General features: G+C 71.6%; 23 protein-coding genes. 8 read left to right on the top strand and 15 right to left on the bottom strand.

Annotated elements, in window-relative coordinates:
- Nucleotides 1-85 precede the first annotated feature (85 nt).
- Nucleotides 86-1,462: an LCP family protein gene (locus ACIBCJ_RS22800; RefSeq protein ID WP_365981473.1), complete on the top strand. Its 1,377-nt coding sequence runs from the start codon at nucleotides 86-88 to the stop codon at nucleotides 1,460-1,462.
- A 20-nt stretch (nucleotides 1,463-1,482) separates the two neighbouring features.
- On the opposite strand, the gene ACIBCJ_RS22795 is transcribed toward ACIBCJ_RS22800, so the two are convergent.
- Nucleotides 1,483-2,760, bottom strand: a complete 1,278-nt coding sequence (locus tag ACIBCJ_RS22795; RefSeq protein WP_362097913.1) for an LCP family protein — start codon at nucleotides 2,758-2,760, stop codon at nucleotides 1,483-1,485.
- 119 nt (nucleotides 2,761-2,879) lie between these two features.
- On the opposite strand from ACIBCJ_RS22795, the gene ACIBCJ_RS22790 reads away from it, so the two are divergent.
- Nucleotides 2,880-3,446: an acyl-CoA thioesterase gene (locus ACIBCJ_RS22790; protein WP_365981474.1), complete on the top strand. Its 567-nt coding sequence runs from the start codon at nucleotides 2,880-2,882 to the stop codon at nucleotides 3,444-3,446.
- 42 nt (nucleotides 3,447-3,488) lie between these two features.
- Here ACIBCJ_RS22790 and ACIBCJ_RS22785 read toward each other — a convergent pair whose 3' ends face one another.
- Together ACIBCJ_RS22785 and ACIBCJ_RS22780 are read right to left on the bottom strand one after the other, a co-directional pair.
- Nucleotides 3,489-4,529, bottom strand: a complete 1,041-nt coding sequence (locus tag ACIBCJ_RS22785; protein WP_362097908.1) for a vWA domain-containing protein — start codon at nucleotides 4,527-4,529, stop codon at nucleotides 3,489-3,491.
- Between the two features lie 140 nt (nucleotides 4,530-4,669).
- Nucleotides 4,670-5,827 (bottom strand): acyl-CoA dehydrogenase, encoded by a 1,158-nt coding sequence (locus ACIBCJ_RS22780; RefSeq protein WP_362097905.1) that lies wholly within the window; start codon nucleotides 5,825-5,827, stop codon nucleotides 4,670-4,672.
- A 180-nt stretch (nucleotides 5,828-6,007) separates the two neighbouring features.
- Here ACIBCJ_RS22780 and ACIBCJ_RS22775 point away from each other — a divergent pair, with 180 nt between their 5' ends.
- On the top strand, nucleotides 6,008-7,351 hold the full coding sequence (locus tag ACIBCJ_RS22775; protein ID WP_362097903.1) for a UDP-glucose/GDP-mannose dehydrogenase family protein: 1,344 nt from the start codon (nucleotides 6,008-6,010) through the stop codon (nucleotides 7,349-7,351).
- Nucleotides 7,352-7,457: 106 nt separating this feature from the next.
- Here ACIBCJ_RS22775 and ACIBCJ_RS22770 read toward each other — a convergent pair whose 3' ends face one another.
- On the bottom strand, nucleotides 7,458-7,964 hold the full coding sequence (locus tag ACIBCJ_RS22770) for a CGNR zinc finger domain-containing protein (RefSeq protein ID WP_362502256.1): 507 nt from the start codon (nucleotides 7,962-7,964) through the stop codon (nucleotides 7,458-7,460).
- Between the two features lie 123 nt (nucleotides 7,965-8,087).
- On the opposite strand from ACIBCJ_RS22770, the gene ACIBCJ_RS22765 reads away from it, so the two are divergent.
- Complete coding sequence (locus ACIBCJ_RS22765) at nucleotides 8,088-8,447, top strand: VOC family protein (RefSeq protein WP_362097897.1); 360 nt, start codon at nucleotides 8,088-8,090, stop codon at nucleotides 8,445-8,447.
- A gap of 95 nt (nucleotides 8,448-8,542) precedes the next feature.
- On the opposite strand, the gene ACIBCJ_RS22760 is transcribed toward ACIBCJ_RS22765, so the two are convergent.
- Both ACIBCJ_RS22760 and ACIBCJ_RS22755 read right to left on the bottom strand, forming a co-directional pair.
- Nucleotides 8,543-9,673, bottom strand: a complete 1,131-nt coding sequence (locus tag ACIBCJ_RS22760; RefSeq protein WP_362097894.1) for a dipeptidase — start codon at nucleotides 9,671-9,673, stop codon at nucleotides 8,543-8,545.
- Between the two features lie 93 nt (nucleotides 9,674-9,766).
- Nucleotides 9,767-10,123 (bottom strand): MerR family transcriptional regulator, encoded by a 357-nt coding sequence (locus tag ACIBCJ_RS22755; protein WP_362097891.1) that lies wholly within the window; start codon nucleotides 10,121-10,123, stop codon nucleotides 9,767-9,769.
- Nucleotides 10,124-10,176: 53 nt separating this feature from the next.
- On the opposite strand from ACIBCJ_RS22755, the gene ACIBCJ_RS22750 reads away from it, so the two are divergent.
- A complete protein-coding gene (locus ACIBCJ_RS22750; RefSeq protein WP_362097888.1) occupies nucleotides 10,177-11,319 on the top strand; it encodes an alkene reductase in 1,143 nt (380 codons plus the stop codon).
- Here the strand turns inward: ACIBCJ_RS22750 and ACIBCJ_RS22745 are convergent.
- The 3 genes from ACIBCJ_RS22745 to ACIBCJ_RS22735 are packed head-to-tail and all read right to left on the bottom strand — an operon-like array spanning nucleotide 11,268 to nucleotide 14,130.
- Nucleotides 11,268-12,446, bottom strand: a complete 1,179-nt coding sequence (locus ACIBCJ_RS22745; protein WP_365981475.1) for a dipeptidase — start codon at nucleotides 12,444-12,446, stop codon at nucleotides 11,268-11,270. The genes ACIBCJ_RS22750 and ACIBCJ_RS22745 overlap by 52 nt on opposite strands.
- Nucleotides 12,447-12,451: 5 nt before the next feature.
- Nucleotides 12,452-12,994 (bottom strand): 5-(carboxyamino)imidazole ribonucleotide mutase, encoded by a 543-nt coding sequence (gene purE, locus ACIBCJ_RS22740; protein ID WP_133890556.1) that lies wholly within the window; start codon nucleotides 12,992-12,994, stop codon nucleotides 12,452-12,454.
- Entirely contained in the window at nucleotides 12,991-14,130 is a 1,140-nt protein-coding gene (locus ACIBCJ_RS22735; RefSeq protein ID WP_362097881.1) for a 5-(carboxyamino)imidazole ribonucleotide synthase, read from the bottom strand. The genes purE and ACIBCJ_RS22735 overlap by 4 nt, the downstream gene beginning before the upstream one ends.
- Nucleotides 14,131-14,316: 186 nt before the next feature.
- On the opposite strand from ACIBCJ_RS22735, the gene ACIBCJ_RS22730 reads away from it, so the two are divergent.
- Nucleotides 14,317-14,892 (top strand): GtrA family protein, encoded by a 576-nt coding sequence (locus tag ACIBCJ_RS22730; protein ID WP_365981476.1) that lies wholly within the window; start codon nucleotides 14,317-14,319, stop codon nucleotides 14,890-14,892.
- Between the two features lie 67 nt (nucleotides 14,893-14,959).
- On the opposite strand, the gene draK is transcribed toward ACIBCJ_RS22730, so the two are convergent.
- Nucleotides 14,960-16,234 carry a two-component system sensor histidine kinase DraK gene (gene draK, locus ACIBCJ_RS22725; protein ID WP_362097875.1) on the bottom strand — a complete coding sequence of 425 codons (1,275 nt, stop codon included), beginning with the start codon at nucleotides 16,232-16,234 and terminating at the stop codon, nucleotides 14,960-14,962.
- 35 nt (nucleotides 16,235-16,269) lie between these two features.
- Nucleotides 16,270-16,947: a response regulator transcription factor gene (locus tag ACIBCJ_RS22720; protein WP_007450413.1), complete on the bottom strand. Its 678-nt coding sequence runs from the start codon at nucleotides 16,945-16,947 to the stop codon at nucleotides 16,270-16,272.
- Between the two features lie 576 nt (nucleotides 16,948-17,523).
- On the opposite strand from ACIBCJ_RS22720, the gene ACIBCJ_RS22715 reads away from it, so the two are divergent.
- The gene (locus tag ACIBCJ_RS22715) at nucleotides 17,524-19,020 is read left to right on the top strand and encodes an oligopeptide:H+ symporter (protein ID WP_362097871.1); all 1,497 of its coding nucleotides are present in this window, start codon (nucleotides 17,524-17,526) and stop codon (nucleotides 19,018-19,020) included.
- Between the two features lie 265 nt (nucleotides 19,021-19,285).
- On the opposite strand, the gene ACIBCJ_RS22710 is transcribed toward ACIBCJ_RS22715, so the two are convergent.
- Nucleotides 19,286-19,843 (bottom strand): ATP-binding protein, encoded by a 558-nt coding sequence (locus ACIBCJ_RS22710; protein WP_362097868.1) that lies wholly within the window; start codon nucleotides 19,841-19,843, stop codon nucleotides 19,286-19,288.
- A gap of 197 nt (nucleotides 19,844-20,040) precedes the next feature.
- Nucleotides 20,041-20,418 (bottom strand): STAS domain-containing protein, encoded by a 378-nt coding sequence (locus tag ACIBCJ_RS22705; protein ID WP_362097865.1) that lies wholly within the window; start codon nucleotides 20,416-20,418, stop codon nucleotides 20,041-20,043.
- 240 nt (nucleotides 20,419-20,658) lie between these two features.
- Between ACIBCJ_RS22705 and ACIBCJ_RS22700 the strand changes: the two genes are divergently transcribed.
- A complete protein-coding gene (locus ACIBCJ_RS22700; protein ID WP_362098055.1) occupies nucleotides 20,659-21,585 on the top strand; it encodes an RNA polymerase sigma factor SigF in 927 nt (308 codons plus the stop codon).
- A gap of 84 nt (nucleotides 21,586-21,669) precedes the next feature.
- Here ACIBCJ_RS22700 and ACIBCJ_RS22695 read toward each other — a convergent pair whose 3' ends face one another.
- Entirely contained in the window at nucleotides 21,670-21,993 is a 324-nt protein-coding gene (locus ACIBCJ_RS22695) for a hypothetical protein (RefSeq protein WP_365981477.1), read from the bottom strand.
- 29 nt (nucleotides 21,994-22,022) lie between these two features.
- The gene (gene hutI / locus ACIBCJ_RS22690) at nucleotides 22,023-23,198 is read right to left on the bottom strand and encodes an imidazolonepropionase (RefSeq protein ID WP_365981478.1); all 1,176 of its coding nucleotides are present in this window, start codon (nucleotides 23,196-23,198) and stop codon (nucleotides 22,023-22,025) included.
- Between the last annotated feature and the right edge of the window lie 44 nt (nucleotides 23,199-23,242).

Here is a 23,242-nt window from a genome sequence, read left to right as displayed (position 1 = left end):
CGGCCCGCCGCCGCAGCGCGGCGGCTCCCGGCCCTCCCGGCGCCCGCCGAGGCCCCCCGTACGGCGGAAGAAGCCGCGCTGGGCCATGCGGGCGGTGACCGCGCTGTCGGTGGTGGTGCTCGCCTCCGCCGGGATCGGGCACGCGGTGCTGACCGGCCTGGACTCGGACCTCTCGCGGGTCGACGCGTTCAAGGACATGAAGAACCGGCCGCGGGCGGGCGACGGCATGAACGTCCTGATGGTCGGCACCGACGGCCGGGACGAGATCACCAAGGAGGAGCGGCGCAAGTACCGGCTGGGCGGCGCCCCCTGCCACTGCACCGACACAATCATGATCGTGCACATCTCGGAGGACCGGGAGCGCGCGAGCGTGGTCAGCCTGCCCCGCGACTCGTACGCCGAGACACCCGGCCACACCGACCGCACCACCGGCGAGCACCACCACGGGCACCCGCTCAAGCTGAACGCCGCCTACGCCGAGGGCGGCCCGCAGCTGACCATCCGCACCGTGGAGGCCATGACCCGGGTGAAGATCGACCACTATCTGGAGGTCGACTTCACCAGCTTCATGAAGACCGTGGACGTCCTCGGCGGTGTGCAGATCTGCACGGTCCAGCCGCTCAAGGACAGCTACACCGGGCTCGACCTGCCGGCCGGCACCCACACCCTGATGGGCGGGCAGGCGCTTCAGTACGTGCGCTCCCGCCACCTCGACGGGGCCTCGGACCTGAGCCGGATGAAGCGCCAGCAGCGCTTCCTGGCCGCCCTGATCGAGCGGGCGACCTCCTCGGGCATCCTGCTGAACCCGCTGAAGTTCCGGGACGTCACGCGGGCGGTGCTGGGCTCGGTCCGGGCCGACCAGGGCTTCGGCACCGATGAGCTGCTGACGCTGGGGCGGGCGATGCGGGACTTCTCGCCGTCGTCCTCCGAGTTCACCACCGTGCCGATCGGGCGGATGGGCTACGCCGTCAAGGGCGTCGGATCGACCCTGAAGTGGGACCCGGCGAAGTCGGAGCGGCTCTTCGCCGCCCTGCGCGAGGACAAGCCGCTGACCGCACCGAAGCCGAAGCCGAAGGGCCCGGCGCCGGTGCGGGTCCCGGTGGACCCGAAGCAGATCCGCGTCCAGGTGGAGAACGGCACCCGCACCCCGGGGCTCGGCAAGCGGGTGGACGACGCGCTGGCCGCGACCGGGTTCCGCACCACCAGGGCACCGCGCAACGCCGCCGACCGGGCCCTGGAGCGGACCGTCGTCGCCTTCGACCCGCGCTGGGACCAGTCGGCGAAGTCGCTGGCCGCCGCCCTGCCCGGCAGCACGCTGAAGCCGGTGAAGGGGCAGGGGGCGACCCTGAAAGTGATCACGGGCGCCGACTTCACGCGGGTGGCGAGGGTACGGCCGGCCGACCCGCCGCAGGAGTCGGGCACGGTGGTGCGCGGCGACGAGGTGGTCTGCGGCGACCAGTGACTCCCGCCGCCGGGGCCGGCTCAGTTGCCGGAGACGGTGACCTTCTCGTCGTTCTTCAGCTCCTGGACGAGCTTCTTCACCTTGGCGTCGTCCCACTTGAGGTTGCCGCCGACGCTGCCCGAGATCGGCATGTTCATCGAGGTGCCCTCGCCGCCGCTGACGTTCTTCATCGCCCAGAACATGCTCGCCAGGTCGAACAGGCCCATGTCCTTGTCGACGGTCAGGGAGTCCAGGCCGGCGCCCATGGTCGGGTAGAGCTTGAACGGGTTGAGGACCGTCGACGGGGTGGCCACCTGGCCGGCCAGCGCCGACAGGAACTTCTGCTGGTTCTTGGTGCGGTCCAGGTCGGAGCCCGCCAGCGCGTACCGGGTGCGGACGAAGGCGAGGGCCTGCTCGCCGTCCAGCGTCTGCTTGCCCTTCTTGAAGTCGGCGCCCGACTTCTTGTCCTTGATGTCCTGCGGGATGTCCATCTCGACGCCGCCGACCGCGTCCACGATGTTCGCGAAGCCGGCGAAGCCGATCTCCACGTAGTGGTCCAGGCGCAGCCCGGTGTTGTGCTCGATGGTGCGCACCAGCAGCTCGGGGCCGTCCTCGGCGTACGCGGCGTTGAGCTTGGTGTGCCGGCCCGTGCCCGGGTACTTCTTGCCGGACTCGGAGCCGACGAAGCTCGGGATCTCCACGTCCGAGTCGCGCGGCAGGGAGATCAGCGTCGACCCGTTGTCCCCGGTGTGCAGGATCATCATCGAGTCGGTGCGCTTGCCCTCGGCGGAACCGGTGTGGAGGTCCTTCTTCTGCTCGTCGGTCATGCCCTCGCGGCTGTCGGACCCGACGATCAGGTAGTTCGTGCCCTCGCCGGCTCCGGGCCGCTCGATGACCTTGGACAGGTCGACCTCGCGGTTGAGCTTGGAGTCGGCCCAGAAGTAGGTGCCGACGGTGGTGACGACCAGCACGGTCACCACCGTGATCGCGGTCCACTTGATCCGGCGGCGCCAGTTCGGCGCGGGCCGGCCCTGCCGGCCGGCGCCCTGGCCGCCGCCACCCCCGCCGCCGTAGACCTGGCCGGTGTTGTAGCCGCTGTCGTACCCGTCGTCGCCGTACCCCTGGCCGTCGGTGTACGACGGCTGCTGGGGCACCCCGGCGCCGTACGGCGGTGCCGACGGGCCCGGGCCGGGCGGCGGCGTCGCGCCGCGGCGGACCTGACGCATCACGCGCGCGCTCTCGGGCCGTGCGCTCGCGCTGCCGCGTCCGTATCCGCTGCCGCGGTTGTCACCGGACCATCCCTCGGGCCAATCATTCATGCGCCCAGTGTGCAGGGCGGCCCGGTGGGCGTTACAAGGTATGTCGGAAAATCAGGGCAGCGCTGTTGCCAACCCGACACAAAACCACGCCCGGGTGGCCCCGGCATAAGGTGGAGGCCATGACAGACCAGGCAGAACAGGCCTCGGCCGCGCAGTCGGCGCCTCCGGAGATCCCGGGCAAGCCGACCTCGGCCTCCCGCACCACCCTCAGTCACATCATGACGCACAGCGACACCAACCTTCTGGGCACGGTGCACGGCGGTGTGATCATGAAGCTTGTCGACGACGCGGCCGGTGCCGTGGCCGGACGGCACTCCGGCGGACCCGCCGTCACCGCGTCCATGGACGAGATGGCGTTCCTCGAACCGGTCCGCGTCGGTGACCTCGTCCATGTGAAGGCGCAGGTCAACTGGACCGGCCGCAGTTCCATGGAGGTGGGCGTCCGGGTGATGGCCGAGCGCTGGAACGAGTCCACCCCGGCCACCCAGGTGGGCTCGGCGTACCTGGTCTTCGCGGCCGTGGACGCGGACGGCAAGCCCCGCACGGTCCCGCCGGTCCTGCCCGAGACGGAGAAGGACAAGCGCCGCTACCAGGAGGCCCAGATCCGCCGCACCCACCGCCTGGCCCGCCGCCGCGCGATCATGCAACTGCGGCAGCGGCGGGTGGCGGAGGGGTACGAGGACTGACCGCCGCCACGGACGCAACGGACGACTCGGGCGGCCGAGGGGTCAGAGCATGAGCAGGAGGCGGGTGTTCGCCACGAGCTTCCGGTTCACGCTCGTGCTCTGCACGAAGATCGTGAAGTCGTCGTTGTGGTCGGGCCTGATGCGGACCTCCACGTCCGGCAGGCCGAGCAGGGCGCGGGCCTCGGGCCCCGTGTACACCCGGTCCGTCTTCTTCTCCAGCACCGATATCTGCTTCTTCGGCTGGACCTTCTCCGACTTGCTCAGCTGGTAGAACGCACCGCCGGTGCGGTAGGTGTGCCCGCGCTCGACGACCCAGTCCCGGATCGCCACGTCGCGGGTCACGTCGATCAGCCGGTACTTCGACGACTCCACCGGCACGAGGCCGGCCGCCTCGATCGTCTCCTTGTTGACCGCGTCCGCGCCCGTGGAGAACACGGCCCGCGACCCCCGGATGCCCTTGGTGCGGCCCACCATGAACTTCTCGGTGGCCTCCTGGATGACCTGTCCGGCCTCCTCCAGGCCCTGGGTGCTGGTGGCGTCCCAGATGGCGATGTTGTCCTTGGGGAAGCCGTACTGCATGGCCTCGCGCTTGCCCATCTGGTCCGGCACGAGGACGGCCAGCGTCCAGTTGTCCGCCTGGGTCTCGATCATCGTGGCCACGGCCTCGACCAGGGCGCGCGGGTCCCTCGCGGGGGCGTCCGGGCAGCGGTGGCTCACGTTCTCCTGCCCGTCCGTGAGGACGAAGGTCAGGAAGCTGTGGTCGCCGTAGAGCTGGGCGGTCTGCGCCAGCTCGCGCTGCGACTTCAGCGTGGCCGCCAGCAGCGCCGTCATGCCGCCGACGCGGTACATCTGCTTCAGCGACGGCATCCGCAGCACGTCCTTGTCGTAGATGACGCACTCCACCTGGTCGGCGAAGACGTACACCGTGACGCGGGTCTCCTGGTCCAGCTCCTGCGACCGGCGCGCCAGGTAGGCGATCTGCTGGTCGGCGACCTCGACCACCTTGTGGCTCAGGCGGCGCATGGACGAGCTGGCGTCCAGCACGAGAGCGACGTGGTTGATGTAGTTCTGGCCTCCGGACATGGCGGCTTCCCCCTCTTACCGATTGCCGTCACCGGCTTCCCGACTCGATGGATCCACCGTCTCACCCACCACTGACAACGGGTCACGACGAACGAGGGGCGCCCGTCGCCGGACGCCCCTCGCCGCGAAAACCCTGGCCGCTACGGCAGGTTGCGTGCCATGACGATGCGCTGGACCTGGTTGGTGCCCTCGTAGATCTGGGTGATCTTGGCGTCGCGCATCATGCGCTCCACCGGGTAGTCGCGGGTGTAGCCGTAGCCGCCGAGCAGCTGGACGGCGTCCGTGGTGACCTCCATGGCCACGTCGGAGGCGAAGCACTTGGCGGCGGCGCCCTGGAAGGTGAGGTCGGCGTCCCCGCGCTCGGACTTGGCGGCGGCCGCGTAGGTCAGCTGGCGGGCGGCCTCGATCTTCATGGCCATGTCGGCGAGCATGAACTGGATGCCCTGGAAGTCGGCGATCGGCTTGCCGAACTGCTTGCGCTCCTGGACGTAGCCCTTGGCGTAGTCCAGGGCGCCCTGGGCGATGCCGAGGGCCTGGGCGGCGATGGTGATGCGGGTGTGGTCCAGCGTCTTCATCGCGGTGGCGAAGCCGGTGCCCTCCGCGCCGATCATGCGGTCGGCGGGGATGCGGACGTTGTCGAGGTAGACCTCGCGGGTCGGGGAGCCCTTGATGCCGAGCTTCTTCTCCGGCGCGCCGAAGGAGACGCCTTCGTCGGACTTCTCGACGACGAAGGCGGAGATGCCCTTGGAGCGCTTGCTCGGGTCGGTGACCGCCATCACCGTGTAGTACTCGGAGACCCCGGCGTTGGTGATCCAGCGCTTGACGCCGTTGAGCACCCAGAAGTCGCCGTCGCGCACGGCCTTCGTCTTCATGCCGGCCGCGTCGGAGCCCGCGTCGGGCTCGGAGAGGCAGTAGGAGAACATGCCGTCGCCCTTGGCGAGCGGGGTCATGTACTTCTTCTTCAGCTCCTCGGAGCCGGACAGGATCACCGGGAGCGAGCCGAGCTTGTTCACGGCCGGGATGAGGGAGGAGGAGGCGCAGGCGCGGGCCACCTCCTCGATCACGATGACCGTGGCGAGCGCGTCGGCCCCCGCGCCGCCGTACTCCTCGGGGACGTGCACCGCGTGCAGGTCGTTCGCGGTGAGCGCGTCGAGGGCCTCCTGCGGGAAGCGGGCCTCCTCGTCCACCGCGGCGGCGTGCGGCGCGATCTTCGCCTCGGCCAGCGAGCGGACGGCGTCGCGGAGCATGTCGTGCTCCTCCGACGGGCGGTACAGGTCGAAGTCAGCCGATCCGGCCAAGGTGTCTCACGCTCCAAAACGCGGTGCTGCTGGGCACGCTAACTACCGTTAAGTAACCCAAATTTTAGAGGCCGCCCGCGTCCGTGGATAGGTGAGCTTGACGACAGCCGACGGAAAGGCTTTTCCCGCGTCCCGGTTATGCTCGGGCGCGCAACCGTGCCGTACACCTCTGGAGCACCCATGGCCCTGAAGATCACCGTGATCGGTACCGGCTATCTCGGCGCCACCCACGCGGCGGCCATGGCCGAGCTCGGTTTCGAGGTGCTGGGGCTCGACGTGGTGCCCGAGAAGATCGAGATGCTCCAGCGCGGCCAGGTCCCGATGTACGAACCGGGTCTGGAGGAGCTGCTGGGCAAGCACGTCGCGGGGATCGGGGGCTCCAGCGGACGGCTGCGCTTCACCACCGACTTCGCCGAGGCCGCGGCCTTCGGCGACGTGCACTTCCTGTGCGTGAACACCCCGCAGAAGCACGGCGAGTACGCCTGCGACATGTCGTACGTCGACTCCGCGCTGGCCTCGCTCGCCCCGCATCTGACCGGCCCCGCGCTGGTCGTCGGCAAGTCGACCGTGCCGGTGGGCTCCGCCGACCGGCTGGCCGCCTACCTGGCCGAGCACGCGCCGGCCGGCCACGAGGCCGAGCTGGCCTGGAACCCGGAGTTCCTGCGCGAGGGTTTCGCCGTGCAGGACACGCTGCGCCCGGACCGGATCGTGGTCGGTGTGCGCAGCGAGCGGGCCGAGAAGCTGCTGCGCGAGGTGTACGCCACGCCGATCGCCGAGGGGTCGCCGTTCGTGGTCACCGACTTCCCGACGGCCGAGCTGGTGAAGACCTCGGCGAACTCCTTCCTCGCCACCAAGATCTCCTTCATCAACGCGATGGCGGAGGTCTGCGAGGCCGCCGACGGCGACGTCGCCAAGCTGGCGGAGGCCATCGGGTACGACGACCGGATCGGGCGGAAGTTCCTGCGGGCCGGGATCGGTTTCGGCGGCGGCTGCCTGCCCAAGGACATCCGCGCCTTCATGGCCCGCGCCGGTGAGCTGGGTGCCGACCAGGCGCTGACCTTCCTGCGCGAGATCGACTCCATCAACATGCGCCAGCGCGGCCAGATGGTCGAGCTGACCCGGCAGGCGCTGGGCGGCGGTCCCCTCCTCGGCAAGCGGATCGCGGTGCTCGGCGCCACCTTCAAGCCCGACTCGGACGACGTGCGGGACTCCCCCGCGCTGAACGTCGCCGGGCAGGTGCACCTCCAGGGCGCCCAGGTCACCGTGTACGACCCCAAGGGCATGGACAACGCCCGGCGGCTCTTTCCGACCCTCGGGTACGCCGACTCGGCGCTGGAGGCGGTGCGGGGCGCGGACGTCGTGCTGCACCTCACCGAGTGGCGCGAGTTCCGCGAGCTGGACCCGGAGGTGCTGGGCGAGGCGGCGTCGTCCCGGGTGATCCTGGACGGGCGCAACGCCCTGGACCCGACGCTGTGGCGCAAGGCCGGCTGGACGTACCGGGCGATGGGCCGCCCCACCGCCTGACGACGGCGGGCAGGACGCCGGTTCGGCCGAGGCTCAGTCGGCCGAACCGGCGCCGTCCGCATTCTGCCGCACGGCGCGGCCCCGCGACCGGTGAAGCGGGCGTCGTTTACGACTCCTTGGCCCGGTACCGGCGCATCTTGGCGCGGGCCCCGCACACCTGCATGGAGCACCAGCGGCCGCGCCCGGCCGGGCTGCGGTCGTAGTACGCCCAGTGGCAGTCGGGGGCCTCGCACGCCTTGAACCGGCTCCAGGTGCCGGCCACCAGGGCCTCCGCGACGGCCGCGGCGACCCGCGCGGCGAGCGAACCGCCGCGGGCGGGAGCGAGAGCGGCCGAGCCGTCGGCCGGGTCGACCGTGACGACCAGCGGGACGGCGGCCAGCAGCTCGCCCAGCGGGGTCACCGCGCGGTGCGGCCGGTGACCGGCGTGGGCGAGCAGGGTCGCCCGCAAGGACTCGCGCAGCTCACGGGCCGCGGGCACCTCGCCCTCCGTCAGGCCGAGACGCGCCCGGCCCTCCTCCGTGTCCAGCGAGTCGGCGCCCGTCTCGAGATCCACCGTGTTCACCAGGGTCTCGACCAGCGCCAGGCCGCCCGGCGCGGGCGATCGCTCACTCATGCTTGCGACGTTACTGCCTATAGGGCAGCATGCAGTAACCGTTACCGGTTACCCGCACAGTACTGGTAACACGTGCCGCACACCGTGCCGGCCACACCGACCGCGTGCTTCAAGGAGGAAGTCATGGCTGTCGCCGAACTGGGCACCGTCGTCCTGGACTGTCCCGACCCCCGTGCACTGGCCCGCTTCTACGCCGACGTCCTCGGCGGCACCGTCGAGGGCGAGGGCGACTGGGTCGACCTGAAACTGGCGGACGGGCGGACGCTGGCTTTCCAGGCCGCCCCGGGGTTCGTGCCGCCGAAGTGGCCCGCGCCCGACGACTCGCAGCAGTTCCACCTCGACCTCACCGTCGCGGACCTGGACGCGGCCGAGAAGGCGGTGCTGGAGCTGGGCGCGCGCCCGCTGGACGCGGAGGACCGCACGCGCACCTTCCGGGTGTACGCCGACCCGGCCGGACACCCGTTCTGCCTCTGCGCCTGCTGAGCGCCGGTCTCCGCGCCCGCGCCCGCCCAGCGTTCCGCCTGTGCCTGATCGAGCGCCGAGCACCGCTGACCGCCCACCGGCGCCCGTGCGCGGGCTCAGCCGTCCAGGTCGGCGATGGTCGCCGTGGACGGCTCGCGGCGCAGCTGGGCCGCCTTCGCCGTGAAGGCCGCGGCGCGCAGGACGCGCTGGACGTTGCCCCAGGTCAGCAGGGCCACGTCCGCCTCGTCCCAGCCGCGGCGGAGCAGCTCCGCGATGAGCCGGGGGTAGCCGGAGGGGTCGCCCAGCTCCAGCGGGTGCGCGGTGCCGGTGTCGAAGGTGCCGGACAGGCCGACGCTCTGCGGGCCGGCCACCGTGCGGACGTGGTCCAGGTGGTCGGCGACGTCCCGGACGGTGGGGCCGGTCTGCTCGGCGGTCAGCGGCACCATGCACAGGCCGCCGGCCGCGCCCAGCTCCACCAGCAGGTCGTCGGGGAGGTTGGCGGGGTGCGGGCGCAGGGCGCGGGCGGCGGAACGGGTGCACAGCGCGGGCGCCTTGGACACCGCGAAGGTACGGCGGACGGTCTCGGCGGAGGCGCCGGAGAGGTCGGCGACGACACCGAGCCGGTTCATCTCACGGACGACCTCCTCGCCGAACCGGGTCAGCCCCGCCTCGCTCGCCCAGCTCACCCCGGACAGCGTCAGCGCGCGCAGGCCCAGGGCGTGCAGGGAGCGCAGGATGCCGAGGCGGTCGCCGAGCGCGGCGGCACCCGCGGGTCCCGGCAGCACGGCGATCCGGCCGCAGTTGCGGGCGTCGATGGCCTGGCCCGCGTCGTACGCCAGGCGCAGCCCCTCGGGGTGGGCCCGCACGACCGTCTTGACCAGGTCGAGCTGCTCCAGGGTGGCGCCGACCGCACGGTCACCGGCGACGGACTCGGGCAGGTGCAGGGACCACAGCAGCGCGCCCACCTGCCCCTCGCGCAGCCGCGGCACGTCGGTGTCGACGGCGCTCTCGCCCAGTTCCAGGTCGTACCAGGGCAGGCGCCCCAGCACCGAGGCCAGCCCGTTGCAGCCGTCGGCGACGGGGTGGGCGGCCAGCACGGCCCGGGCCCGGGTGAGCGGCTCGTCGTCGGGATCGGACACGGGCGCGTAGGGCTCCGGCCCGAAGGCCTCCGCGGCGAGCGGCACGGGCAGGTCGTCGAGCCCACCGGCCTCGGTACCGGTGTGCAGGTCGTCCTGGAGGTCTGCCATGGCGGTGCTCCGTACGGTCGTCGTGAGATACGGCCACCGTCGCACGGAGCGTCACGGGCTTCCTGGTGGGTGGGGCGTTCGGGGGTACCCGGCTCAGCCCCCGGCCGCGTCGATCACCTCGTCGAGGGTGTCCCGGGAACGGAGCAGGTCGGCGATCATCCGGTCGATGCGGGCGCGCTCGGCGGCGAGGTCCGCGACCAGCTTCGGCGTGGCGACGGCCGAGGGTCCGCCGTCCCCGTCCCGCATGCAGGGCAGCAGCTCGGCGATCTTGCCGCTGTGCAGCCCGGCCGCGTACAGCTCCTGGATCCGCACGACCCGGTCCACGGCCGCCTCCGGGTACGCGCGGTGCCCGCCGGACGTGCGCTCGGCCACGAGCAGCCCCTGCGTCTCGTAGTAGCGCAGCGAGCGTTCGCTGACGCCCGTGCGCCGGGCCAGTTCACCGATCCGCATGGAGCACCTCCGGGCTTGAATCTGACATCAGTGTCAGATTCTAGCGTACGGACATGTCGAACTCCACGGCGCTCTTCGCGTCCGCCCCGCTCGGTCCGCTCACGCTTCCCAACCGTCTCGTGATGGCGCCGCTCACCCGCAACCGCGCCGAGGCCGACGGCACCCCGACGCCGCTCATGGCCACCTACTACGCCCAGCGCGCCACCGCCGGGCTGATCATCGCCGAGGCCGCCACGCCGAACGCGGTCGGGCAGACCTACCCGAACATCACCGCCGTGCACCGGGCCCGGCACGTGGCGGGCTGGCGGCGGGTCACCGAGGCCGTGCGGGAGGCCGGCGGGCAGATGTTCCTCCAGCTCCAGCACGGCGGCCGGGTCGGACATCCGGCGACCAGCGGGCTCACGCCCGTCGCGCCCTCGCCGGTGCCGCTGCCCGAGACGGTCTTCACGCCCGGCGGGCACCGGCCGGCCGTCGTCCCGAGGGAGATGAGCACCGAGGACATCCGGACCACCGTCGCCGACTTCGCCCGGGCCGCCCGCAACGCGCTCGACGCCGGGTTCGAGGGGGTGGAGGTGCACTCCGCCAACGGACACCTGCTGCACCAGTTCCTGTCCGCCAACACCAACCTGCGCACCGACGGCTACGGCGGCTCCGTCGCCGCGCGGATCCGGTTCACGGCCGAGGTGGTGGAGGCCGTCGCCGCGGAGATCGGCGCCGAGCGGGTCGGGCTGCGCGTCTCCCCGGGCAACACCGTCAACGGCATCGCGGAGGGCGAGACCGACCAGCTGTACCCCGCGCTGGTGGAGCGCCTCGGCGGGCTGGGGCTCGCCTACCTGCACCTGGTGCACGCCGACCCGGACGCCCCGCTCTTCGGCAGGCTCCGCGCCGGGTGGCCCGGCGTGCTGATCGCCAACCCGGTCCTGGACGAGTCCCCCTCGACGGACGCCGTGCACCGCGCCGCCGAACGGCTGCTGGCCGCCGGGTCCGACCTGATCGCGCTCGGCCGGCCCTTCCTCGCCAACCCCGATCTGGTGGCGCGGCTGCGGCTCGGGGCACCGCTGAATCCGGTACGCGGCCGGTACCTGATGTACGTGGGCGGGGCGACCGGATACACCGACTACCCCGCCCTCGAAGACTCCGCGGCTCAGCCGTCGAGCTCCTCCAGCGAGGCGTTGGACGGCCCCCGCGTCGCCTGAAGGCTCCGGGCCACCTCCTCGGCCGCGTCCAGGACGCGGACCGCGTTCTTCCAGGTCAGCTTGGCCAGGTCGGCTTGGGACCAGCCGCGGTCGAGCAGCTCGGCGATCAGGTTGGGGTACCCGGAGACGTCGCTGAGACCGTCCGGGGTGAAGGGCGTGCCGTCGTAGTCGCCGCCGATGCCGAGGTGGTCGACGCCGGCGACCTCGCGCATGTGGTCGAGGTGGTCGGCGACCGTGGCCACGGTGGCGACGGGACGCGGGACGCGCTCCTCGAAGGCGGCGTGCACCTTCATCGCCTCGGGACCGGAGTCGAGGTGGTGGAAGCCGTGCGCGCGCATGTTCTCGTCCGCCTCGGCCGTCCAGTCCACGGCCGCCTGGAGCACGAACTTGGGCACGAACGTCACCATCGCCACGCCGCCGTTGGCGGGCAGCCGCTCCAGCACGTCGTCCGGGATGTTGCGCGGGTGGTCGCACACGGCTCGGGAGGACGAGTGCGAGAAGATCACCGGTGCGGTGGAGGTGTCCAGCGCGGCGCGCATCGTCGTCGCCGCGACGTGCGAGAGGTCGACGAGCATGCCCTCGCGGTTCATCTCCCGCACGACCTCGTGGCCGAAGGCGGACAGTCCGCCGACGGCGGGCTCGTCGGTCGCCGAGTCCGCCCACGCCACGTTGTCGTTGTGGGTGAGCGTCATGTAGCGCACGCCGAGCGCGTACAGCGCGCGGAGGGTGGCCAGCGAGTTGTCGATGGAGTGGCCGCCCTCGGCACCCATGAGCGAGGCGATACGGCCCTCGGCGCGGGCGGCCTCCATGTCGGCGGCGGTCAGCGCGGCCCGCAGCTCGCCGGGGTGGCGCTCGATCAGCCGCCGGACGCAGTCGATCTGCTCCAGCGTCGCCGTCACCGCGCCCGGCAGGTCGGATCGGACGTACACCGACCAGTACTGGGCGCCGACGCCGCCGGACCGCAGCCGGGCCAGGTCGGTGTGCAGGTGGGCCGACTGGTCGGCGGCGATGTCACGGGCGTCGAGGTCGTAGCGGACCTGCTCGCGCAGCGCCCAGGGCAGGTCGTTGTGGCCGTCGACGACGGGGAACTCCCGCAGCAGCTCGCGGGCCCGGTCCAGGGACGTCATGGGGCTCACTTCCCGAAGCCGAAGCCGGCCGCCGAGCCCGCGACCTTGTTGCGCAGCCGCTTGCCCTTCTCGGTCGCCTGGTCGTTCAGCTCCTGCTGGAACTCGCGCATCCGGCCGAGCAGGTCCTCGTCGTGGGCGGCGAGGATGCGGGCGGCCAGCAGTCCGGCGTTGCGGGCGCCGCCGACGGAGACGGTGGCGACGGGGACGCCGGCCGGCATCTGCACGATGGACAGGAGGCTGTCCATGCCGTCCAGGTACTTCAGCGGCACCGGGACGCCGATGACCGGCAGCGGGGTGACGGAGGCGAGCATGCCGGGCAGGTGGGCGGCGCCCCCGGCCCCGGCGACGATCGCCTTCAGCCCGCGGCCGGCGGCCTGCTCGCCGTACGCGATCATCTCGTGCGGCATGCGGTGCGCGGAGACGACGTCGACCTCGTAGGGGATCTCGAACTCGTCGAGTGCCTTGGCGGCGGCCTCCATGACGGGCCAGTCGGAGTCCGACCCCATGACGATGCCTACGACCGGGCTCACCGGGCTGGCCTGGCTCATTCGGTGATCGTCCCTCTCAGGTAGCCGGCAGCGTGACGGGCGCGCTCCAGCACGTCGTCCAGGTCGTCGCCGTAGGTGTTGACGTGGCCGACCTTGCGGCCGGGTTTCACGTCCTTGCCGTACATGTGGATCTTCAGCTGGGGGTCGCGGGCCATGCAGTGCAGGTACGCGGAGTACATGTCCGGGAAGTCGCCGCCCAGGACGTTGACCATCACGGTCCACTTCGCGCGCGGGCGCGGGTCGCCGAGGGGGAGGTCGAGGACCGCGCGGACGTGGTTGGCGAACTGCGAGGTGATCGCGCCGTCCATGCTCCAGTGGCCGGAGTTGTGCGGGCGCATCGCCAGTTCGTTGACGAGGACGCGGCCGTCGCGGGTCTGGAACAGCTCCACGGCGAGGTGACCGACGACGCCCAGCTCCTTGGCGATGCCGAGCGCCATCTCCTCGGCGCGCAGGGCCAGCGCCTCGTCGAGGTCGGGGGCGGGGGCGATCACCGTGTCGCAGACGCCCTTGACCTGCTGGGACTCGACGACGGGGTAGGCCACCGCCTGGCCGTGCGGGGAGCGGACCACGTTGGCGGCCAGCTCGCGGACGAAGTCGACCTTCTCCTCCGCCAGCACGGGCACACCCGCGCGGAAGGGCTCGGCGGCCTCCTCCGCGGAGTCCACGACCCACACGCCCTTGCCGTCGTACCCGCCGCGCACCGTCTTGAGGACGACGGGGAATCCGTCGCCCTCCGCGGCGAAGGCGGCCACGTCGGCCGGATCGCTCACGATCCGGTGCCGCGGGCAGGGCACGCCGATCGCGACGAGCTTCGCGCGCATCACGCCCTTGTCCTGGGCGTGCACGAGCGCCTCCGGTCCGGGACGCACGGGGATGCCGTCCGCCTCCAGGGCCTTGAGGTGCTCGGTCGGCACGTGTTCGTGATCGAAGGTGATCACGTCACAGCCGCGCGCGAACGCGCGCAACGTGTCCAGATCGCGATAGTCGCCGACGACGACTTCGTTCACGACCTGCGCCGCGGAGTCCTGGGGAGTGTCACTGAGGAGCTTGAACCTGATGCCGAGCGGGATGCCCGCCTCGTGTGTCATACGAGCGAGCTGGCCGCCGCCGACCATACCGACTACGGGGAACGTCACACCCCTAGCGTATCGGCCGCGTGGAGCCCACCTGTTTACCGGCCGTTTCCTGCCCCGCTCCCCCCTCTTTCCGGGCCCTCCCGCTGCCCTTTCGGGCTCCGGGGGTCCGTCCGCAGGAAGATCGCGCGTCCGGGTGGTTAGCATGAACGGATTGACGCCAACCGACGGACGGGGGCCTGCACGACCATGGAACATGGTTCCTCGGGTGCTCAGACGGCTCCCTCGACGCCCCGGGCGCCCCGTGCGGGGGTGCGGGGGCGGGTCCACCGGCTCGTGCGCGAGGTCGCGAAATTCGGCGCCGTGGGCGGTGCGGGGGTGCTGGTCAACCTCCTCGTCTTCAACTTCGTGCGGCAGGTGAGCGACCTCCAGGTCGTGCGGGCCAGCATCGTCGCCACGGTCGTCGCCATCGCCTTCAACTACGTGGGCTTCCGGTACTTCACCTACCGCGACCGCGACAAGAGCGGCCAGACCCGCGAGATGTCGCTGTTCCTGGTGTTCAGCGCCGTCGGGCTGGTGATCGAGAACGGCGTGCTCTACACGGCGACGTACGGTTTCGGCTGGGACAGCCCGCTGCAGAGCAACATCTTCAAGTTCCTCGGCATCGGGATCGGCACCCTGTTCCGCTTCTGGTCGTACCGCAGCTGGGTCTTCCGGGCGCTGCCCGCCCGTGAACCGGCCGCGACGCCGGCCCAGGCCCTCCTGGAGCCCGGGCACCCGACCGTGGTCCCCCGCGCGGACGAGGCTCCCGCCGTCCACCGCTGACCGAAGCGGCGCGGACGAGGCTCCCGCCGTCCGCCGCCGACCGGCTGCGCCCCACCCTCCGGCGCCCTCAGCGCACCGTCTGGTCCTGGTCCCCGGCGGCCTTCTTCGGCGGCGGCGTACGGGACAGGAACAGCCCGAAGACCGGCGGGCGCCCCTGGAGGAGCTCCAGGCGGCCGCCGTCGGCCTCGGCCAGGTCACGGGCGACGGCGAGGCCGATGCCCGTGGAGTTGCGCCCGCTGATCGCCCGCTCGAAGATCCGCGCCCCCAGGTCGCCGGGGACGCCCGGTCCCTCGTCGGTGACCTCGACCACGGCCTGGTTGCCGGTCACCCGGGTGCGCAGGGCCACCGTGCCGCCGCCGTGCATCAGGGAGTTCTCGATCAGCGCGGCCAGCACCTGCGCCACGGCGCCCGGGGTGCCGACGGCCGTCAGGTGGCGCTTGCCCGAGCTGACGATGGCCCGGCCCTCTCCGCGGTAGGCGGGGCGCCACTCGGCGATCTGCTGCTGGATGACGTCGTCCAGCTCGAAGGTGACGGCGGAGCCGCTGCGCGGGTCGCGAGAGTTGGTCAGCAGCCGGTCGACGACGTCCGTCAGCCGCTCCACCTGCGACAGCGCGATCGTCGCCTCCTCCTTCACCGTCTCCGGTTCGTCGGTGAGGGTGATCTCCTCCAGCCGCATCGACAGCGCGGTCAGCGGCGTGCGCAGCTGGTGGGAGGCGTCGGCGGCCAGCCGGCGCTCGGCGGTGAGCATCCGGGCGATGCGCTCGGCCGAGGAGTCCAGGACGTCCGCGACCCGGTCCAGCTCGGGGACGCCGTACCGCTTGTGCCGCGGGCGCGGGTCCCCGGAGCCGAGGCGTTCGGCGGTCTCGGCGAGGTCGGTGAGCGGCGAGGCCAGCCGGTTGGCCTGCCGGATCGCGAGCAGTACGGCGGCGACCACCGCGAGCAGCGCCACCAGGCCGATGATCAGCAGGGTCCGGCCGATCTCCCGGGTCACCGAGGACCTGGGTTCCTCGACGAGGACCGTCTCGCCCTCCTCGCCGGTGGCCCTGCCCTGGAGGACGTCGCCGGAGGGCTTGCTGCCGACCTCGACGACCGGCTCGCCGGGGATGCGGATCACGGCGTACCGGGCGTCGCGGATCTGCTCCCGCAGGAACTGCTCGTCCACCGAGCCGGTGCCGATGAGCCGGCTGTCCACGATGCTGGCCAGCCGCACCGCCTCCAGGTCGACCCGTTCCTGTGCGGTGCTGCTGATGGTCCGGGTCTCGACGATGACGAGGGAGACGCCGAACACGGCGATCACGACGAGCACCACGGCGAGGGTGGACTGGATCAGTCGACGGCGCATGTCCTCTTACCCGCAAGGCCCCCCTCGGGGCTCGCTCAGTTCTTCTCGAAACGGAAGCCCACGCCGCGCACGGTGGCGATGTAGCGGGGGTTGGCCGCGTCGTCCCCCAGCTTCTTGCGCAGCCAGGAGATGTGCATGTCGAGGGTCTTGGTCGACGACCACCAGGTGGTGTCCCAGACCTCGCGCATCAGCTGGTCACGGGTGACGACCCGGCCGGCGTCGCGCACCAGCACCCGCAGCAGGTCGAACTCCTTCGCGGTGAGCTGGAGCTCCTCCTCGCCCATCCAGGCACGGTGCGACTCGACGTCGATGCGCACGCCGTGGGTGGCGGGCGGCTGCGGGGGCTCCACGGCGCCGCGCCGCAGCAGGGCCCGGACCCGGGCGAGCAGCTCGGCGAGGCGGAAGGGCTTGGTGACGTAGTCGTCGGCGCCCGCGTCCAGGCCCACGACGGTGTCCACCTCGTCGGCGCGCGCGGTCAGGATCAGGATCGGCACCGCGTGCCCCTCGGACCGCAGCCGGCGGGCGACCTCGAGACCGTCCATGTCCGGCAGGCCGAGGTCCAGCACGACCAGGTCTATGCCGCCCTGCAGCCCCGCGTCCAGTGCGGCTGGTCCGTCCTCACGCACCTCGACCTCGTACCCTTCCCTGCGCAGTGCGCGGGCCAGCGGCTCCGAGATGGACGCGTCGTCCTCGGCGAGCAGTACACGGGTCATGAGGTGATGGTAGACCGCTCGGAGTAACGCCCGGGGCAAGATCGCCCCGCGCACCGCCCGCCCGCGCAGGGCCTGTGAGGCGTCTGTGGAGCACTGTCGGGCAAGCCGGACATCCACCGCCCGAACCGCCGCCCGACCCGCCCCCGCGACCCCGCGTCCCGGCCTGCGGCTGTGGGGTGCCATCCTGTGATGGACCTTCGAATGATCGTTCGCGGTTCCGCCATGGCCTGTGATCCGTGTCTCAAGTCCTTCCATACCGGGCGGTGTCCTGCCGTATGGTGAATCAGCGCCTGTAGCACCCAGAGGACCTTTGGCGACCGTTTCGACGCTGAAGGTCTCTTTCGTGTGCGGGCCGGCCCCCACGGCCGGCCATGAAAGGAATGACCTGTGGCCGGGCCTCACCGCGTGCAGTGACGCGCGCAGAGGCGTGGATCCCGGTGGCCGCCGCCCAGCGCTTCGCAATCCGGAGCGGACTCCCCCAGGCGTGGGACGGGCGGGTAAGGCCGCCGGTGCCGGCCGCCCCCCACCGGGCGCGCATCGCCTCGATGAGCGCGTCCCGACCAGCAAGGATCGACCATGGCGTCCAGCCTGACGAAGGACTCGGTCACCCCGGGCACCCCCGGCTCCGAGAAGACCTTCTTCGGCCACCCCCGCGGACTGGCCACACTCTTCATGACCGAGATGTGGGAGAGGTTCTCCTACTACGGCATGAGGGCTCTGCTCCCGCTGTACCTGGTGGCCCCCGGCGGTCTCGGCATGAACGCCGGCACCGCGACCGCGATCTACTCGGTGTACGTGTCGCTGGTGTACCTGCTCGCGATGCCGGGCGGTTGGTTCGGCGACCGCGTCTGGGGCCCCCGCAAGACCGTCGCCATCGCCGGCGGCGTGGTCATGCTCGGCCACCTCACGCTGGCGCTGCCGACCTCCGGGACGTTCTTCGCCGGCCTGGCGCTGGTCGCCCTCGGCTCGGGCATGCTGAAGTCCAACATCTCCACGATGGTCGGCCAGCTCTACAACGGTCCCGACGACCCGCGCCGCGACGGTGGCTTCACCGTCTTCTACATGGGCATCAACCTCGGCGCCTTCGCGGCGCCGCTGGTCATCGGCACCATCGGTGAGAACGTCAACTGGCACCTGGGCTTCGCGCTCGCCGCGGTCGGCATGGGCCTGGGCGTGCTCCAGTTCCTGATCGGCAGCCGCCACCTGGCCGAGCACTCCAACGTGGTCCCGAAGCCGCTGTCCGTGGAGGAGAAGACCTCGACGCTGCGCAAGGCCGCCTTCTGGGCCGCGCTGGCCGTCGTCTTCTACGCGATCGTCGGCTTCTCCGGCCACTACACCCTGAACTGGATCCTGGTCCCGCTGACCCTGCTCGGCGTGATCATCCCGGTGCTGGTGCTGACCCGCATCAAGCGCGACAAGTCCCTGGACCGCACCGAGCAGTCCAAGATGTCGGGCTACATCTGGTTCTTCGTCGCCGCGGCCGTCTTCTGGATGATCTACGACCAGGGCGGCTCGACGCTGGCGATCTTCGCCGACTCGTCGACGAACAACACCGCCTTCGGCTGGGAGTTCCCGGTCTCCTGGTTCCAGTCCGTCAACGCGGTCCTCATCATGGCCCTGGCCCCGGTCTTCGCCACGGTGTGGCTGGCTCTCGCCCGCCGCGGCAAGGAGCCGAGCACGGTGGTCAAGTTCGCCTTCGGCCTGATCCTGGTCGGCGCCTCCTTCTTCCTCTTCCTGGCCCCGCTGGGCATCGCGGAGGGCGGCCACGAGGCGGCCGCCATGTGGCTGGTGGCGATCTACTTCGTCCAGACCTGCGGTGAGCTGCTGCTCTCCCCGGTCGGCCTCTCGGTCACCACGAAGATGGCGCCGATGAAGTACGCGTCCCAGATGATGGGCGTCTGGTTCCTGGCCGTCACCGCCGGTGACGCCACGACCGGCCTGCTCTCCATCGCCGGCGTCAACCTCAACAAGACGGGCATCGTCGCCGCGGAGGCGACCCTCGCGGTGGTCGCGGGCATCGCGATCTGGATGTACCGCAGGCGCGTCAAGGAACTCATGGGCGACGTCCGCTGACTTCGCCGCGCGGCTTCCTCTGACGGAGGGGCACCTCGTCCGGACGGACGAGGTGCCCCTCCGCACGTGTGGGGCGGACCTCGGCGGCCGGCGGGGCGAGCGCCGCCTCCGCGAGCGCGGCCACGGGAACACCGACCTATGGGGGGAGGGGGACGCAGTCCCCCGCCGGGGTAGGAGGCGCCGGCCCAGGGTCGGCTCGGCCTGCCTGGCGAGACGGGTGGGCGAGGGGGCGGGTGGGCACAGGCAAGGGCGGAAAGCCCGTCGGCTACGCCGGCGCGCCCAGCTCCGCCCAGACCCGCTTGCCCGCGACTCCCGGCGTCCGCACGACGCCCCAGTCCAGGCACAGCCGCTCCACGATGAACATCCCGTGGCCGCCCGGGCGCCCGGCGCGGTGCGGGGTCCGCGGCGCCGGCTGCCCCGTACCGCGGTCGGAGACCTCCACCCGGATCACCTTCTTCTCGCAGGTGATCCACAGCTCGTCCGGCCCCTCGGCGTGCAGGCAGGCGTTGGTGACCAGCTCGGACACCACCAGCAGCACGTCCTCCGCGGCGGCACGCTGGTCCGCGGTGGCGGACGGCAGCCATCCCCAGGCGTACAGCGCCTCGCGGGTGAAGTCACGGGCGAGCGGGACGACGCCGCTCGCGTCCTCGAAGCTCAGCCTGCGGGCCTGCCGCCCGCCGCCACCGCCTGGCTCGGAGCCGGACGCCGCCCCGGCGGCCCCGGGAACCCCGGAGGAAGGCACCGACGCGGGCGCGGACGCCCCGGAAGCGCCACTGGGCTCCGGACCGCGGTCGCCCGGCGAGTAGGGCCGGGTGGTGCTCATCAGCGCTTCACCTCACCGATTCACCAGTTCACGTTTCAAAGTTGCGGACAGCAAAGTCGTACACAGCCGGTTCAGGGACTCTCCTGCCCGACCGGACCGTCCGAACACCCCTGTATTCGGCACGAATCCCGGCGCGGCGTGAAAACGCCCGCCCCGGGAAGCACACGCACCCCTCCGTCGGCCGGACAAGGACCGGCTCAGCCGGACTCGGCGGCCAGGGCGGCCGCAAGCGTGTCGTGCAGGGTGAAGACTGCTTCGGCCCCCGTGATCTCGAACACGCGCGCCACCACCGGCTGCATGGCCACCAAATGCACTCCGCCCCCCGCGGCCTCCGCCTTCAACCGCGCGCCGAGCAGGACGTTGAGCCCCGTGGAGTCGCAGAACTCCAGGCGTGAGCAGTCCACGACGAGCCGGTTGAATCCCTTAGTGAGACAGTCCTCCAGCGGCTCGCGCAACAGATCGGCGGTGTGGTGATCCAGCTCACCCGCCGGGGTTACGACCGCACTGGGGCCCTCTTCCCGTACCTCGACCAGAAGCCGGCCCGACTGGGCACTGCCGACCGTCCCGCGGTCCATGCCGTTTCTCTCTCCCGAGGTCGTGACTGCTTACTGACGCCCTCGAACACTACGCCTTCCCGCCGCACTCCGACACCCGAACAACCGCACACAAACGGACATACCCGCACAGAACACACTTGCGGTCGGCTCGGTAAACCCGGTAGGGCTAGTAGGACACGTAAACCGACACGGCCGGCTTTGGAGGCGCCGCACACCGCAGTGCACGTATTTGGCTTCGGCAGCCGCATGCCGAGAACGATGGAGGACATCATGTCACCCCGGCTCGACGGATCGCGTACCCATGAAGCGACGTCGACACTCCCTCCGGAACATCTGGATCCCATCGAGCATCACGACCCGGCCGTCGACCCCGACGGCTCACTCGCCGGGCTTCCGGACATCCCCGCATACGACGAGGTCGCTCCGGCGGACGCCAGGGCCCTGTCCAAGACCCTCTTCGCGCGGCTGGAGTCGCTGGAGGAAGGCACCCATGAGCACGCGTACGTACGCAACACGCTCGTCGAGCTGAACCTCGCCCTGGTCAAGTTCGCCGCCTCCCGCTTCCGCTCACGCAGCGAGCCGATGGAGGACATCATCCAGGTCGGCACCATCGGCCTGATCAAGGCGATCGACCGCTTCGAGCTGTCGCGCGGCGTGGAGTTCCCCACGTTCGCGATGCCGACCATCATCGGCGAGATCAAGCGTTTCTTCCGCGACACCTCGTGGTCCGTGCGGGTCCCGCGCCGCCTCCAGGAGCTGCGGCTCGACCTGGCGAAGGCCGGTGACGAGCTGGCCCAGCGCCTCGACCGCGCCCCCACGGTGGCCGAGCTGGCCGAGCACCTCGGCCTGTCCAGGGACGAGGTCGTCGAGGGCATGGCGGCGTCCAACGCCTACACCGCCTCCTCGCTGGACGCCCAGCCCGAGGAGGACGAGGCGGAGGGCGCGCTCGCCGACCGCATCGGCTACGAGGACCACGGGCTCGAGGGCATCGAGTACGTCGAGTCGCTGAAGCCGCTGATCGCCGAGCTGCCCTCGCGCGACCGCAGGATCCTCTCGCTCCGGTTCGTCGCGGGCATGACCCAGTCGGAGATCGGCGAGGAGCTGGGCATCTCCCAGATGCACGTCTCGCGTCTGCTGTCGCGGACGCTCGTACGCCTGCGCAAGGGGCTCACGGTCGAGGAGTAGCCGGCACGCACCGACCGGGTGACGCTTGCCCTCCAGGGGGGTGGTCCGCGAACGGGCCGCCCCCCTTCGGGTTGCCGCCGCCCTTCAGAGGGGGTCGGCGATCAGCACGGCCGTCGGCAGCAGCGGGGCCAGGGCGCACAGGAGCCAGAAGGTGCGCGGCGCGAGGGAGGTCCGGCGTCGCAGCGGCGCGTTGACCAGCCACCAGATCATCGTGAAGAGCGCCACCACGGGGACGACGATCACGAGCCAGAGCGCCATGCCGTCGTTCTCCGTCGGCTCGCGCACGGTCCAGCCCAGTTCCGCCAGCGGCCAGTTGGCCATCAGGTACCAGACGAGCCAGAACGGGACGACGCCCGGAATCCCGAGCAGCACGTTCACCAGGAACGGCGTCCACCAGTACCTGGCCATCCGTCCCCCGCCCCCGGTTCACCCGCTGATCACACCCTACGCACTCCCCGCCGCCACACGCCCGCGACCAGCGGCACTCCCGGCCGGTAGGCCAGGTGGACGTGGCTCGGGGCGTCGAGCAGCGTCAGGTCGGCGTACGCGCCCGGGACGACGCGGCCCACGTCGTCGCGGCGCAGGGCCGCCGCGCCGCCCGCGGTGGCCGACCAGACCGCCTCGTCCGGCGTCATCCCCATGTCCCGCACCGCGAGCGCGATGCAGAAGGGCACGGAGGACGTGAAGGACGAGCCGGGGTTGCAGTCGGTGGACAGGGCGACCGTGGCGCCGGCGTCGAGCAGGCGCCGGGCGTCGGGCCACTGGGCACGGGTGGAGAACTCGGCGCCGGGCAGCAGGGTGGCGACCGTGCGGCTGCCGGCGAGGGCGTCCACGTCGGCGTCGGTGAGGTGGGTGCAGTGGTCGGCGCTGGCGGCGTCGAGTTCGACGGCGAGCTGGACGCCGGGTCCGTGGGAGAGCTGGTTGGCGTGGATGCGGGGGTGCAGCCCCCTGGCCTTGCCCGCGGTGAGGATCGCGCGGGCCTGGTCGCCGTCGAAGGCACCCTTCTCGCAGAACACGTCGATCCAGCGGGCGTGCGGCGCGCAGGCGTCGAGCATCTCGCCGGTGACCAGGTCGACGTAGGCGGCGGGGTCGTCGGCGAGTTCGGGGGCGACGATGTGGGCGCCGAGGAAGGTGACCTCGTCGGTGTGGCGGGCGGCGACGCGCAGGGCGCGGGACTCGTCGGCGGTGGTCAGGCCGTAGCCGGACTTGGTCTCGAAGGTGGTCGTGCCCTGCCGCAGGGCCTCGGCGAGGTAGCGGGTGAGGGACGCCTCCAGTTCCGCGTCGCTCGCGGCGCGGGTGGCGGCGACGGTGGTGCGGATGCCGCCCGCGCTGTAGGGGCGGCCGGACATGCGGGCGTTGAACTCCTCGGTGCGGTCGCCCGCGAAGAGAAGGTGGGAGTGGGAGTCCACGAAGCCGGGGAGGACCGCCCGGCCCTCGGCGTCGACCCGGTTGTCAGTGGCGGGTGCTTTGCTTGACTCACCGGTCCACGCGACCCGTTCGCCCTCGATGACGACGGCCGCGTCCCGGACCAGACCGAGCGGGGAGTGGTCGCCGAGGGAGGGGTCGTTGGTGACGAGTGCGGCGATGTTGGTGATGACGGTGCTGCTGCTCATGGGATCCCTGGTGTCCTCGTGGGGGCGGGGGCTGGTGCGCGGCC

Source organism: Streptomyces sp. NPDC051136 (assembly GCF_044455745.1).
Classification (GTDB): domain Bacteria; phylum Actinomycetota; class Actinomycetes; order Streptomycetales; family Streptomycetaceae; genus Streptomyces.
This window is presented reverse-complemented; position numbering and strand designations above follow the sequence as displayed.